We start from the raw sequence: 13,746 nt of genomic DNA on the forward strand, positions 1-13,746 counted from the left end.
CGCCCTGCGCCGAGTCGCCCTGCGCTGATTCGCCCTGCGCTGATCCGCCCTGCGCCGAGAAACGAAATCCCCGGCGAAACGCCCCGCAGCGCGTTGTGTCTCACCGCAAATGCCCTGTTTCGCGAGGCGGGGCGGCTGCGAGGCGGGCGGCGGCGGGGCGGGTCAGGCGACGGCGGCCGTGGTCTCGCGGCCGATGGCGGTGACGAACGCGTCGATGTCGTCTTCGGTCGTGTCGAAGCTGCACATCCACCGCACCTCGCCGAGTGTGGCATCCCAGTCGTAGAACCGGAAGCTCTCGCGGAGCCGGTCGGCGACACCGGCGGGCACGGTCGCGAACACGCCGTTGGCCTGCGTCGGCTGGGTGAAGGCGACACCGCGGATGGAGCCATCCGCCAATCCCGCCTCGATCCCGGAGCGCAGGCGCGCGGCCATCGCGTTGGCGTGCGAGGCGTTGCGCAGCCACAGGTCGCCCTCCAGCAGCGCGATCAGCTGCGCCGAGACGAACCGCATCTTGCTCGACAGCTGCATGTCGAGCTTGCGCAGGTAGGTCAGCCCCGCCGATGCCTCGGGGTCGAGCACGACGATGGCCTCCCCGATCATCGCGCCGTTCTTGGTGCCGCCGAAGCTCAGCACGTCGACGCCCACATCGCGCGTGAAGGCGCGCAACGGCAGGCCGAGGGATGCCGCGGCGTTGGCGATGCGCGCGCCGTCCATGTGCAGCCGCATCCCGCGCGCGTGGGCATGATCGGCGATGGCGCGGAGCTCGTCCACGCTGTAGAGGGTCCCGAGCTCGGTGGACTGCGTGATCGAGACCACGAGCGGCTGCGCACGGTGCTCGTCGCCCCATCCCCACGCCTCCCGGTCGATGAGCGCGGGCGTGAGCTTGCCGTCATCCGTGGGCACCGTGAGGAGCTTCATGCCGCCCACGCGCTCCGGCGCCCCGCCCTCGTCGACGTTGATGTGCGCGGTGGATGCGGTGATCACCGCGCCCCAGCGGGGGAGCATCGACTGCAGGCCCACGACGTTGGCGCCGGTGCCGTTGAACACCGGGTACGCCTCGACGCCCTCGCCCAGGTGTGCGGCGAACACCTCCTGCAACCGCTCGGTGTACACGTCTTCGCCGTAGGAGATCTGGTGCCCCTCGTTCGCGGCGGCGATGGCGGCGAGCACCTCCGGGTGCACCCCGGAGTAGTTGTCGGAGGCGAAGCCTCGGAGGGCGGCGTCATGCAGAGCGGTCACGACATCCCAGCCTAGGTGCGCCCGTCACGGACGGCGCCGGCGCCGAGGAACGACATGCGGGGCGAAACACGACGCGCCGCGCTGTTTCTCGTCCGGATCGTCGTTTCTCGCTGGGCCCAGGCGGGGGAGGCGGGGAGGCGGGGGGACGCGCGGGGCGCAGGGGCGGGGAAGCGCGGGGCGCAGGGGTCAGTCGCCGGTGCTGAGCTCCAGCACGGTGTGGTTCCACGCCTCGGCGTCGTCGTCCCAGAGCGCGATGAACGCGTCGGCGAGAGCGGCCTCCAGGCCCGCGAGGCTCTTCACGCGGAAGATCACGGCGGCCGCCGTCTGGGGCGTGCCGGCGTCGCGTGCCGCCTTGGCGTACCCCTCGCCGACGGCGCGCGTCCAGGCCTCGCTCGCGGCCTTGACCGCCGCGTAGTTCGCCCCGCCCGCCAGCGGACGGGGCACGGCGGTCGACGACACGATCGCCAGCCGTCCCGCCGCGGACGTGCGGAGGTCGGCGTCGAACGCGCGGGAGACGTGCCGCAAGGCGGTGAGCGACGCTTCGAGTGCCCGGAAGTCGGCATCGGTCTGACCGGCGAGCCCGCCGCCGCCGCGCCATCCCCCCACCAGGTGCAGCACCCCGTCGATGGGGCCGTGGGTGCTGCGCACGCGCTCGGCCAGCCCGCCCACCGACTCCTCGTCCGACAGGTCGGAGACCTCGGTCGCGGCTGCGGGAAGCTCGGCACGGATGGCGTCGAGCTTGGCCGCATCCCGACCGGCGACGATCACTCGCGCCCCGGCGGCCAGCAGCGCGCGAGCCGCCGCCACCCCCGCGCCACTCGTACCACCGGCCAGCAGGACCACGCGGTCGGCGACGAGTTCGGCGGGGATGTCCACGGGGCCAGTGTAGGGCGCGGGATCAGTGCAGGAAGGGTGGCGGGAAGAAGCGATCCACGGCTGCGGTGCGCTCCCGCTCGATCACCGCCGCCCAGCGCTGGTGCGCGGCGGTGACGGCGTCGGAGGGGCGCATGTGCAGCACGCGGCCATGACCGGGAAGCAACATCGCGGCGTGCACGTTGTCCAGCGCCTCCAGCGACCGCCGCGCGAGCGAAGGATCGGCGTGGAACATCTCCGGCAGCAGTTGCGGGCCGACGTACGCGCTGGTGGGATGCGCCGAGACGAGCGCGTCCCCGGTGACGAGGACATTCGCCTCGGGCAGCAGATACGCGGTGTGACCCGTACTGTGCCCGGGTAGCGCCAACGGCGTGACGGTGAAGCCCGCAGCCCGGACGGGGTGTGCCGGCAGTGCCCGGACGGTGGGCACCCCCACCTCGGCCAGCGCCCCGGCGCGCACGGCCCGCCATGCCCACCGGAGGACGCGGGGCTTCCACAGGTGCGGCGCGATGTCGATCAGATTGGCCTGCTGGGTGATATCGCGGCGCACGTTGGGCACTTCCTCGGCGGAGGCGTACACGGTGCCGCCGTCGCGGCGCGCGAGGTCAGCGGCTCCGCCGATGTGGTCGCTGTGGCCGTGTGTGATGAAGATCGTCCGCAGCTCGAGCCCGTCGCCGCCCGCATCGGTGATGGACTGCTCGACCAGAGCACGGTCGGCGGGATAGCCGCTGTCGATCAGGGCGACCTCGCCGCTCCCGACCAGCACCACCCAGTTCGACCCCGGCCCCTGGACGAACACGGTCCCCTCCCCGATGGCGGTGGTGGTGATCCCGCGCGTCATCACGCCTCCACGAAGGGCGCGACGGCCGGTGCGAACAGGCCGTCCGGATCCACGTCGCGGCGCACCCTCTCCACGAGCACCTCCACGTCCGTTCCGAAGGTGCGGCTGGCCTGCGTGGTGGATTCGACGAGGCTCGGCAGCGTGAAGCCGGTGTCGCGATGTGACAGTGCCGCGCGCACGCGGGCCATCATCCCGCGATGGACGTCGTCGGTGATGCCGCCGCCGAGGGCGCCGATCTGCACGAGCGCGAACCGCGCGGGGGTGCCGTCGAAGGCGCCGCCGGCGAGCGCGGGCCGCGCGAACGCACCGCCGAGCTGTCGCAGCTCGACGACGGTGAGGGCGGAGCCCGAGTCGCGGCCGACGAGCCGGACCAGAGCGGTCAGATCCTCATCGGTCACCGACGACAGCAGCATGTGATCTCCGACGAAGGGCAGCGGCTCGGTGGGATCCATGTGCGTGAGCGGCAGTTCTGCCGGGCTGCGCATGCCCCACCCGTCCAGGAGCGGCTCGGCGATCGCGCGCAGCGGCTCCAGCAGCGACAGCGCGGTGGTGGCGCCGGTGGTGAGCTTCTCGGGATCCTGGACGGCGACCGCGCCGTCCAGCGCGATCACCGTGCGCCCGGCGAGGACGGGCGGCACGCCCGGGAGGGGCGGAAGGTTCATGACCCGCAGCGACGTGGTGATCGAGTCGGGGGCGGTCTCAGTCCAGGCGCGCCACGCCCGGGCTATGTCGTCCGCGTGCTCGGCGTCCCAGAACGTGATGCCGGTGAGCACTCGCCACATCGGGTACAGGCGCACGGTGATCGACGTCACAACGCCGAAACCGCCGCCCCCGCCCCGGATAGCCCAGAACAGGTCGGGCTCGCGCTCGGGGGAGGCCGTGACGACCGACCCGTCCGCGCGCACGAGCGTGACCGACAGCACGCTGTTGGCGGCCACGCCGAGGAGGCGGCCGTAGAAGCTGATCCCCCCGCGCAGCAGGTAACCGACCGCGCTGACATTTCCGCTCGAGCCGTGCGGGGCGGCGAGGCCGTACCGGTCGGCCTCGTCCAGCACGGTCTGCCAGCGCGTGCCGGCCGGGATCGTCGCGGTGCGCGCCTCGGCGTCGATCCGCACCTGCTCGTCGAAGGCCGTGCGGATGAGGAGGGCGTCGGTCATGGGCTGGGCCGTGTGCGCGCTGTGACCGGTGGCGAGGACGGTCACCCGCAGTCCCGCCTCCCGCGCCAGCTGGATCGCTGCCTGGACGTCGGCTGTGGAACGGGCGATGACCGTCCGAGCGGGGCGTAGATCGGGATAAAGATTGTAGGAAGCTATCGCTTCGGAATAGTCGGGCGTGCCGGGTGCGGCCGCCGAGATGGTCGGGGTGATGTCCATGAGCACCAAGCTAGGAACCGCCGAGCCAGCGGGCATCCGAGAGATTACGCACGCGCCACGTAATTTCAGCTCGGGCCGAAGCGCGCTCCCCCCCGAGCGTGCCGTCGTCGCGAATGAACTCGCCGAGGGCCTGTGCCGTCCGGGCCGTGTCGTCATCCTGGCCGGAGAACCCGGGTCGGGCAAGAGCCGGGTTCTGGATGCGGCGCTCGAGACGGTGGCGGCGCGATGCCCGCAGCTCACCGTTCTGTTCGCGCGGGGGGTGCGCGCCGGCACGGCCAGCCCCTACCTCGGGCTGCAGGAGCTCTTCGCCGATGTCGACCTCGACACCCTGACTCTGCCCGGCGCCCAGGCCGGGGCGCTCGGGGTCGCTCTCGCGCGGACCGAGGCGACGGAGCAGACCTCCGCCGTCTCGGTCACGGGCGCCGCCCTCGCCGCCGTGCGTGCCCTGCTCGATGAGGGTCCGGTGGCCCTCGTCGTCGATGATCTGGACGACCTGGATGCGGAGACTGCGCAACTGGTCCGTTACCTCGCTTCCCGGCGCTACCAGGACGGACACGCGCCGTCTTTGCTGGCCACCCAGTCGGACGGGTCGGCCGCGCCGCTCACCGGAGCGGAGCTGCGCCGGCTCGCCCCCCTGAGCCGGGCGGGCGTCCACGCCGTGGTGCGCGGGCACGTCTCGACGCCCCTGTCGGCGGCCGACGTGGAGCGCGCATTCGCCGTCAGCGGCGGAAATCCGATGTGGGCGATCGAACTGGCCGCGCGCGGTGAGGTGCCTCCTGCCGATGGCCTCGGCGAGGAGATGCGCGGCCGCGTGGCGCGGGCCTCGGCGACGAGCTGCCGCGTCCTCCAGGCCGTCGCGGGGCTGGTGTCCGCCTCGTCGACGCAGGTGGCAGCGGTGCTCGGAGTATCCGCCGACGACGTCTCCGCAGCCGTCGACGAAGGGCTCGTCGTCGAACGGGCCGGGCGGCTGCAGGCAGCCCACCCCATGCTCGGCGAGACGGCGCTCTCCATGCTCTGCCACCGCGAACGCAAGCAGTTGCACGGGTCCCTCGCGAAGGTCGTGGATCACCCGCGCGCGCGCGCCGACCATCTCGACCGGTCGGTGGACGCCGGACCCGATGAGTACATAGCCGCCGTCCTGGCCGACGCTGCCGTGCACGCGCGGTCCTCGGGCGCCCTGGCGCCGGCGTTCGACCTCGCCCGGCGCGCGCTGGAGCGGACCGAGCCCAACGCCGGCGCCGCGTCCGCCCGCCGCATCCTGTTCGCCGAAATCGCCTTCCAATATGGCGACTACGAGGCGGCCTTCGACGCGATGGAAGCGGTCCCCCTGACCGACCTCCCGACGACGCAGTTGGACCGTGCGCTTCCGCTGCTGGTCAACGCCGCTGCCGCGGCGAAGGGCCATGTCGCCGCGCGCGCGACCCTACGGGTGGCGCTGTCGCCGACCGCGGACCCGGTGCGGCAGGCGATCTTCGACACCTACCTCGCCGAGTACAACGAAAATCCGTCGACCAGCGCCGACCGGGTCCGGCGCGCGTTGGAGGTGCTCCGTCGGACCGATGCCGCGCCTCTGACACGGCACCGCGCCCTCGGCGTCCTCATCCTGCGGAACGTGGATGCCGGCCGCGGGCTCGATCCCGAGCTCCTGGCGGAGAGAGAGGAGCAGGAGTCGCACATCGAGGTGCTCGCCGCGAACGACAGTGCACTGGCGGACCGCGGGCTGCACGGCTACCAGATCGGCGATCTGGCCACTTCGCGGGCCGCGCTCGAGGCGGCACGCGCGGCGGCGCTGGATAAAGGCGAGGAGATCCTGGCCGGGCTGTTCGCCGTGCACCTGGCATCGACCGAGCTGTACGCCGGTCAGCGTGCGCGCGCCGATCACCTGCTGGCGGAGTGGGAGACGGTGGATCCCTGGCCTGGCACGCCGCCGCCGGCCGTCGTCGCCGCGTACGGGCTGCGGGCCCTGCATGACGGGAACGAGGAGGAGCTGCGCCGCGTCGTCGATGCACCGCACCGACCGGGGTCGGAGGAGCGAGGGCAGATCGTGCGGCGGGCATTGACCGGCTGCTTCGCGGCGCGGGCCGGACGGTGGGAGACGTCCGTCGCCGATCTGCTGGCAGCGCGTGATCTGGCCGAAAGCGTGGGCATCCGTGAGCCCGGCCGGCGCATGTGGCTCGATTTCCCCCTGGCCCGCGGCCTGCTGGAATTGGGCGAGACGGCGGAGGCTCTGCGCATCGCCGGTCAGCTGGAGGAGCTGTCGTCCGGACGGCGACCGCTCCTGGACGGCGTGGCCGCGCGGGTGCGAGGTCTCGCGGCAGCGGGGTCCGACCCCAAGGCGGCGGTGGCTCTGCTGCGCACGTCGGCCGCGCATCTCCTGCACTCCGGGTTCCCGAGCGAGCAGGCCGCGACCCAGTTCGAGCTGGCGTTGGCCTACTCCGACCAGCGTGCGCGCCAGAAGGCGGGGCGAGCGCTGGACGCCGCCGAATCCCTCGCCCGCTCGGCGTGGGATCAGAACTCTCTGGCCGTCATCGCGGCCGCCCGGTTGGCGATCGACCGGACGAGTGTCGATGCGAGTCTGTCGGCGCGTGAGCGGTCGGTCGCGTACTCCGCCGCCCGCGGGGCGAGCAACCGGGAGATCGCCGCCGAGAACCACCTGAGTGTGCGGACAGTCGAGACGCAGTTGTCCTCGGCGTACCGGAAGCTCGGCATCCGCTCGCGTGGCGAACTCATCGCGATGCTGCGGGGCGCGGCCGGAGACTGATCCGCCGCCGTCAGCGCGGCCGGGAGGCCAGGGTCACCCCGTTCCACCGGCCGGGCTCGTCCAGTTCGCCGTAAGCGAGGTCCACCCCGGCCGGGCCGACGGATGCGGCGCACACGAGCAGTGACAGCGTCGGAATCCCGTACGGCCGGTTGTCGCGGACGATGGCACGGTCGTCGGTGGGGGGCAGCTGCGCACTGCGGTCCAGCACCGCCATCCACGCACGCCACCACGGGTCGGCGGATGCGGCCGGCGCCGCGGCGAACTCGGGGAGCCACCGGGCGATGCGCGGTGTGTCGTGGTCGTCGACGTCGTCGTGCGCGATCATGTGCACGCCGGGCGGGAGCGGCACCTCGTGCAGCGCGTCGCCGTCCCACGAGGTCACGCGGGTGCCGCGCTCGTCCACGACGACGAGGTTGAAGCCGTTGGTCCGTGGCGCGACGGGTGGTCGGCCGTCGACGGCGTCGAGCACGATGGCGCCCCGGGATTCGGTGGCCCCGGGCACCTCGCGGCGGTTGAGGATCACCGCGAACCGCGAGCGATCCGGGTCGGCGGCCAGCCACCCGCCGCCGGCACGCACGTCGCGGACACCGACGACGCCCGGATGGGTCTGCGGCCACCAGGGCCCCGGCGCATCCCACGGTCGTCCGGGATCCTCGTCCCGCACCGCCAGCACCCGCGTCGGCTCGGCCGGATCTCCCGGAACGGACACGATGACCGTGCACATCTGTTCGCTCTCCCGCCTGCGCCGGGCCCGTGGAAGGATGGGCGCGTGTTCATCGTCGTCGGCGTCACCGGTGGGATCGCCGCCTACAAGACCGTGCATCTGGTTCGACTCCTCGTGACCAACGGCCATGAGGTGCACGTGATTCCCACCGAGGATGCGCTGCGCTTCGTCGGGCTGACCACGTGGGAGGCGATCAGTCGCCACCCCGTGTCCACCAGTGTGCACGACGATGTGGCAGAGGTGCGCCACGTCGCCCTGGGCCGCCGCGCCGACCTGGTGATCATCGCGCCGGCGACGGCCAACACCCTCGCGAGCATGGCCGCCGGCCTGGCCGCCGACCTGCTGGGCACGACGCTGCTGGCGACGTCCGCGCCGGTCGTGGTCGCGCCGGCGATGCACACCGAGATGTGGAAGCATCCCGCCACCCGCGCCAACGTCGCCACGCTCCGCTCCCGCGGAGTGCAGTTCGTCGGACCCGACGACGGACCGCTCACGGGCGGGGATGCCGGGCCCGGGCGGATGAGCGAGGCGGAGGCGATCGTCGCGTCGGCCCTCGCGCTCGTGCCGTCGCGAGCCGATCTGGCCGGGCTCGCCGTCGCGGTCTCCGCCGGGGGCACGCGGGAACCGATCGACCCCGTGCGCTTCGTCGGCAACCGCTCCAGCGGACGGCAGGGAGTCGCGCTCGCGCAGGCCGCGGCCGACCGCGGGGCCGATGTCACGCTCGTGGCCGCGCACGTGGATGACGGCGTGCTGGCCGAAGCGTCGCGTCATCCGCGGATCCGCGTCGAGCGCGCCAGTACCGTCGATGAGCTGCAGGTGGCGATGGGCGCGGCCGCTGCGGTCGCCGACGTCGTCGTGATGGCCGCGGCGGTGTCGGATTACCGCGTCGCCGAGATCAGCGAGCACAAGCTCAGCAAACAGGACGCCGACGGACCGGGCCTGACGCTCGAGTTCGTCCGCACGCCCGACATCGTCGCGGGGCTCGCCGAGCGACGCCGACCGGGACAGTCCGTCGTGGCCTTCGCCGCAGAGACCGAGGAGGACGACGCCGCGCTGCAAGAGCGGGCCGTGCGCAAGGCCGCCCGCAAGGGCGTGGACCTTCTCGTCGCCAACCGCGTGGGCTGGACCTCCGGCTTCGGGGCGACTCAGAACGCCGTCCTCGTGGTGTCGGGCGCCGGCGACGTGCTCGCGCGTGCCGAGGGCAGCAAACGCGAGGTCGCCGACGCCGTGTGGGACGCCGTCCTCGTCGCTCGACGCTGACCCCCGCCCGGCGCGGGCAGACGTGCCGCGGAGGCCGGCGTCAGTCGGTGCCGCGGATGCCGGCGGTGGACTCGATCACCGCGCGCATCTTCTTCTCCAGCGCCTCGTAGAACATCGACAGCGGGAACTCGTCATCCAGCACGGCGTCGGTGTAGCCCTTCGGGGCACCCGAGAGCACCTCATCCGGGAGGCCACGCGCCCACTGCGACGCCGGATGCGGCGTGAGAACGCCGCGCACGAGCTCATATGCCGCGAGCCAGTGCGCCGTCTTCGGCCGGTCGATCGAGCGCCAGTACAGCTCGTCGATCGCGTCTCCCAGCGCCACCACCGCCGCGGGGACCTCGTCCCAGTCGAAGGCGAGTGCGGTGTCGGTCCAGTGCAGCACGCCGCGCTGGTGCAGCCACGCGAACAGCAGTTGCCCCCCGAGCCCGTCGTAGTTGCGCACGCGCGACCCGGTGATCGCGAACCGGAAGATCCGGTCGAAGATCACCGCGTACTGCACGAGGGCGGCGTGCTCGAGCATGGCGGCTTCCGCAGCATCCAGCTCGTCCACCGGCTCGCCCGCCGAGGCTGACTGGAGCCGATCCTGCAACCGCTCCTGGATCGCGACGCTCTCGCGGAACGCCGTCAGATCGCACCGCAGCTCCTCCAGCGAGTAGAGGAAGAACGGCATGCGCTGCTTGATCATGAAGGGATCGAACGGCAGGTCGCCGCGCATGTGCGTGCGGTCGTGGATGAGGTCCCACATCACGAACGTCCGCTCGGCGAGCGCCTGGTCCCCCAGCATCCGCGCGGCCGCGTCGGGCAGCTCGAGCTTGGTGATCTCCGCCGCCGCACGCACGACGCGGCGGTAGCGGGCGGCCTCGCGGTCTTGGAAGATCGCGCCCCACGTGAAGGCCGGGATCTCCCGCATCGCGACGGTCTCGGGGAACAGCACCGCGGAGTTGGTGTCGTAGCCGGGCGTGAAGTCCACCAGGCGCAGCGACACGAACAGGCCGTTGGAGTAGTCCTGCTCGAGCCGCGCGACGAACTCCGGCCAGATGACCTCGGCCAGGACGGCCTCGACGTGGCGGTCGCGCGAACCGTTCTGCGTGTACATGGGGAAGACGATCAGGTGGCGGATGCCGTCCACGCGGTGCCGCTGCGGCTGGAAGGCCACGAGGGAGTCGAGGAAATCGGGAACCCCGAAGTCCTCCGCCTTCCACCGGGCGAAGTCGGCGATGGAAGCGGCGAGGTAGTCGGCGTCGTGCGGGAAGCGCGGCTCCAGCTCCTCGACCGCCGCGATGATGGCGTCGACGAGGGATGCGGCGGAGGGGTGGTCCGCGGCATCCGGGACCGATCCGTCCTGCCCCTGCAGGGCCTGCAGCTCGATGGCCGCGCGCTTGAGCATCGCCCACGCGGGCGATCCCTCGACGCCGGCGGCCCGGCCGTCCTCGACGACCTCGGGCTCGCCGATGATCGCCTTGTGCTCACGAGAAGTGGCGGCGGAAATGGACATACGAACCTCCGATCTGCGGGGTCGGCCGGCGGGAGCGCGCGGTACCGGTCAGAATGCGGCCAGCCTACCTCCGGGGCGGTCACGCACCCCGGAGCATGCCCGCGCCCCCCGCCGGGGCGGTCACGCACCCCGGAGTCCGCGCGCGCCCGCTACGGTCGGAGCATGCCCGATCAACGCTCAACGGCGCGGCCCGACGGCGAGGGACTGTTCCTCCTCGCCAACAGCAGTGCCGGCGACTCCGTGCTGCGCGCCGACCCCCTCCCGGAGATCCGGCGCCGGTTGCCGCGCGCCCGCATCCACGAACTCGGCCCTGACGACAGCCTGGACGAGGCCGTTGCTGCCGCGATGGCCTCGGACGAGCGTCCCGCCGCGCTCGGCGTGCTCGGCGGTGACGGGTCGGTCTCGCGCATGGCGCACCTGGCCCGGGGCTTCGACGTTCCCCTCCTCGTGCTCCCCGGGGGCACCTTCAACCACTTCGCGCGGGCGGCGGGCATCGACGAGATCGACACCGGCCTCGACGCGTTCGCCGGCGGCAGCATCCGGGACATCACCGTGGCCGAGCTGGTGGTGGACGGTGGGGACCCGGTCACCGTGCTCAACGCGGTGTCGCTCGGCGCATATCCGCAGTTCCTCGCCGAACGCACGCGGCGCAGCAACCTGGGCAAGTGGCTCGGCGGCGTCGTGGCGACCTGGCGCGAACTGCACGGCTCGCGGCCGATCACCATCGTCCGCGGCGGCCGGCGCGCGGCGGTGTGGTCGGTGTTCGTCAGCGTCGGACGCAACGACCCCGACCAGCACGCGATGATGCAGCGCGTGCACCTGGATGACCCGACCCTCGACATCCGGGTGCACCACGCCCGCGGGTCGCGGGTGCGCGCGATGACCTCGCTCGCCTTCGGACGCCGCACGGTCGCGGTGCTGCGGGCGCTGCGGCTCATGCCGCCCTCGTCCGACCTCGAGCGACTGGTCGAAGCGGAATGGTCCATCGACGTGCGCCCGGGCGACGCTCCCGCGGTGTACGTGCACGACGGTGAACTCGAGGAGGCGGATCCGGCCGGATTCAGCATCCGGGTGCGCGCGGTGCCCGACGCGCTGCGCGTGTACGCCCCGTAGCCCGCTGCGGCTATATCCCCGCCGGGTGTGCGCAGAACTCAGGAGATCCCGGTGCCGTTACCGGTGACACGGCGCCCGGATCCGCGGATCTCCTGAGTTTTGAACAGCGACGGCGCCCCACCGTCGGCGCCGCGGATACATCTGCAGGCGGATGCTGCGTCCTCCCCGCCCCGCGTAACCTCGGTGACGATGTTCCGTTCGCTGCGCCGCCGCGTTCGCCGCCCTGGCGGAGTAGCCCCCCGCGAGAAACGACGATCCGGTCCAGACACAGCGCGTCGCGTGCCGTCTCGACCGGATCGTCGTTTCTCGCGTCAGCGGGCCATCCGGACCTCGTGCAGCACCTCGCCCCAGCGGGCGTCGTCGCGCAGCGCGCCGTCGAAGTCGAAACCGTGCTTGACGTAGAAAGCCTGCGCGCGGGGGTTGTCCTCCAGCACCCACAGGGTCGCCGGACGATCGCCGAGCGCGGCGTCGAGGAGGGCGGCTGCCGCGCCCGACCCATAGTGGGCGGCGAGCACGTAGATGGCGTACAGCTCGAGGTCGTCGAAGGTGCGGTCGGGGTCGCGGCAGGGACCGGATGAGGCGAAGCCGATGATCTCGTCGTCGCGGACGGCGACCCACGACCGCCCTGTGGGCTCGCCCGGGGGTCGCTGTCCGGCGAGGGTCTGCCCCCAGCGCTCGGTGTAGCGGGCCAGGTCCATCCGGTCCAGGAGCGAGGTCGGGATGCGGCCGGTGTAGGCCTCGCGCCAGCCCTGGACGTGCACGCGGGCGATGCCGGCCTCGTCGCCGAGCCTCGCCGGGCGTACGACGATCTCGCTCACCCGCCCGGCTCCGGCTCCGGGTTCTCGCCGCCGTCTGAGGGTTCCGGGTCGTGCGCCCACGACGGCGCGAGGGCGCGGATGCGGGCGCCGCGCCACTGCCACGCCGACCACAGCACGGGCCACAGGAGCGGCGCGGCCGGACCGCCGATGACCAGCCGGTCTCGCCAAAGCGTGCGGGTGGGGTCTCCCGGCGCCGGTGACACGGCCATCTGGTGGTCCCACACATCCAAGCGCGCCAGCGGACCGGTCAGCGGGATGCCACTGTCGCGGAAGATGCGCACCCGTCCGTGCGCGTCGGTGGCCTCGCGCTCACTGACGGAGATGAGCTGGCGGCCCATCGGCAATGCTCCGGCGACCGAGAGCTGCACGGGGAGCTCCGTGCCCACCTCCCATGAGGTCGGGGCGGCCGCGAGCGGCTCCATCGCCAGGAGCGGGCCGTACAGCTCGGCCACCGCGCGCGGGGAGTGCAGCGCACGCCAAGCCGCGTCGGCGTCGCAGTCGATCACCAGCTTGAGCATGATGCGCATGCCTCATCCTCTCCCATCGCGGGTGCCGCGTCGCGGGGTCCTAGGCTCGTCGGGTGCCCGACAACACCCGTGCGTTCGACCAGTCCGTCTACCAGGTGCGCCTGGACTGGGGGGTGGGCGGGCTCGCACGCCTGGCTCCCGCCGACATCGTCGTGGTCGTCGACGTGCTGCGGTTCTCCTCGAGCGTCACCGACGCCCTCGCCTCCGGCGCGGCGTACCCCCTGGATGACGCCGCGGATGCCGTCTCGCTCGGCGGTGCCGCCCTCGCCACCGCCGCCTCCGCCGGCCAGGGCACGGTCGTGCTGGGATGCCTGCGCAACGCTGCGGCGGTCGCCCGCTGGGTGCTCGGGCGCCAGGGCGAGCGCGGGGTGCGCACGAGCGTCGCGGTCATCGCGGCGGGGGAGCGGGTGCCACCGGATGCGGCGGAGCTGCGCTTCGCTGTCGAAGACCAGCTCGGCGCCGGCGCCGTCATCGCCGCGCTCGGCGACCTGGGCATCGACGCGTGCTCACCCGATGCCGCCGTCGCCGGCGAGGCGTTCCGCGCGCTCCGCGGCGCCACGCGGCACCTTCTGACCGCGAGCGGGTCGGGGCAGGAGCTCGCAGCCCTGGGCCGCCGCGACGAGGTGCTGTCGGCGGCGGTGGTGGATGCGGTACCCGTCGTGCCGGTGCTCCGTGACGGGCAGTTCGTCCCGGAGTGACGCGCGGCCCGGCCAGCCGGG

General features: G+C 72.8%; 12 protein-coding genes. 4 read left to right on the top strand and 8 right to left on the bottom strand.

Translation table 11 applies throughout. From position 1 onward, the window contains the following. Window positions 1–162: 162 nt before the first annotated feature. The 4 genes from AC2DFQ_RS08750 to AC2DFQ_RS08765 form a co-directional block, all read right to left on the bottom strand. Entirely contained in the window at window positions 163–1,239 is a 1,077-nt protein-coding gene (locus AC2DFQ_RS08750; RefSeq protein ID WP_484533623.1) for a threonine aldolase family protein, read from the bottom strand. A gap of 186 nt (window positions 1,240–1,425) precedes the next feature. Next, window positions 1,426–2,115 (bottom strand): SDR family NAD(P)-dependent oxidoreductase, encoded by a 690-nt coding sequence (locus tag AC2DFQ_RS08755; protein WP_484533624.1) that lies wholly within the window; start codon window positions 2,113–2,115, stop codon window positions 1,426–1,428. Between the two features lie 22 nt (window positions 2,116–2,137). Continuing rightward, window positions 2,138–2,953, bottom strand: a complete 816-nt coding sequence (locus tag AC2DFQ_RS08760) for an MBL fold metallo-hydrolase (RefSeq protein ID WP_484510355.1) — start codon at window positions 2,951–2,953, stop codon at window positions 2,138–2,140. Continuing rightward, window positions 2,953–4,326, bottom strand: coding sequence for an FAD-binding oxidoreductase (locus AC2DFQ_RS08765; RefSeq protein ID WP_484533625.1), 1,374 nt, complete (start codon window positions 4,324–4,326; stop codon window positions 2,953–2,955). Before AC2DFQ_RS08765 ends, AC2DFQ_RS08760 begins: the two co-directional genes overlap by 1 nt. Here AC2DFQ_RS08765 and AC2DFQ_RS08770 point away from each other — a divergent pair. Further along, window positions 4,325–7,087 (top strand): helix-turn-helix transcriptional regulator, encoded by a 2,763-nt coding sequence (locus AC2DFQ_RS08770; protein ID WP_484533626.1) that lies wholly within the window; start codon window positions 4,325–4,327, stop codon window positions 7,085–7,087. The two genes, AC2DFQ_RS08765 and AC2DFQ_RS08770, sit on opposite strands and share 2 nt — an antisense overlap. A 10-nt stretch (window positions 7,088–7,097) precedes the next feature. Here the strand turns inward: AC2DFQ_RS08770 and AC2DFQ_RS08775 are convergent, their stop codons facing one another. Next, on the bottom strand, window positions 7,098–7,811 hold the full coding sequence (locus AC2DFQ_RS08775; protein ID WP_484533627.1) for an NRDE family protein: 714 nt from the start codon (window positions 7,809–7,811) through the stop codon (window positions 7,098–7,100). Window positions 7,812–7,856: 45 nt separating this feature from the next. Between AC2DFQ_RS08775 and coaBC the strand changes: the two genes are divergently transcribed. Next, a complete protein-coding gene (coaBC, locus tag AC2DFQ_RS08780) occupies window positions 7,857–9,071 on the top strand; it encodes a bifunctional phosphopantothenoylcysteine decarboxylase/phosphopantothenate--cysteine ligase CoaBC (RefSeq protein WP_484533628.1) in 1,215 nt (404 codons plus the stop codon). A 40-nt stretch (window positions 9,072–9,111) separates the two neighbouring features. Here coaBC and AC2DFQ_RS08785 read toward each other — a convergent pair whose 3' ends face one another. Beyond that, window positions 9,112–10,569: a DUF6421 family protein gene (locus AC2DFQ_RS08785; protein WP_484533629.1), complete on the bottom strand. Its 1,458-nt coding sequence runs from the start codon at window positions 10,567–10,569 to the stop codon at window positions 9,112–9,114. 162 nt (window positions 10,570–10,731) lie between these two features. Here AC2DFQ_RS08785 and AC2DFQ_RS08790 point away from each other — a divergent pair, with 162 nt between their 5' ends. Beyond that, window positions 10,732–11,682 carry a diacylglycerol/lipid kinase family protein gene (locus tag AC2DFQ_RS08790; protein ID WP_484533630.1) on the top strand — a complete coding sequence of 317 codons (951 nt, stop codon included), beginning with the start codon at window positions 10,732–10,734 and terminating at the stop codon, window positions 11,680–11,682. Between the two features lie 311 nt (window positions 11,683–11,993). Here AC2DFQ_RS08790 and AC2DFQ_RS08795 read toward each other — a convergent pair whose 3' ends face one another. Further along, window positions 11,994–12,500 carry a GNAT family N-acetyltransferase gene (locus AC2DFQ_RS08795; protein ID WP_484533631.1) on the bottom strand — a complete coding sequence of 169 codons (507 nt, stop codon included), beginning with the start codon at window positions 12,498–12,500 and terminating at the stop codon, window positions 11,994–11,996. Beyond that, on the bottom strand, window positions 12,497–13,027 hold the full coding sequence (locus AC2DFQ_RS08800) for a hypothetical protein (RefSeq protein ID WP_484510363.1): 531 nt from the start codon (window positions 13,025–13,027) through the stop codon (window positions 12,497–12,499). The genes AC2DFQ_RS08795 and AC2DFQ_RS08800 overlap by 4 nt, the downstream gene beginning before the upstream one ends. Before the next feature lie 53 nt (window positions 13,028–13,080). Here AC2DFQ_RS08800 and AC2DFQ_RS08805 point away from each other — a divergent pair, with 53 nt between their 5' ends. Further along, entirely contained in the window at window positions 13,081–13,725 is a 645-nt protein-coding gene (locus AC2DFQ_RS08805; RefSeq protein WP_484533632.1) for a 2-phosphosulfolactate phosphatase, read from the top strand. Window positions 13,726–13,746: the final 21 nt, after the last annotated feature.

The sequence above is a fragment of the Microbacterium sp. Z11_20 genome (assembly GCF_057197605.1).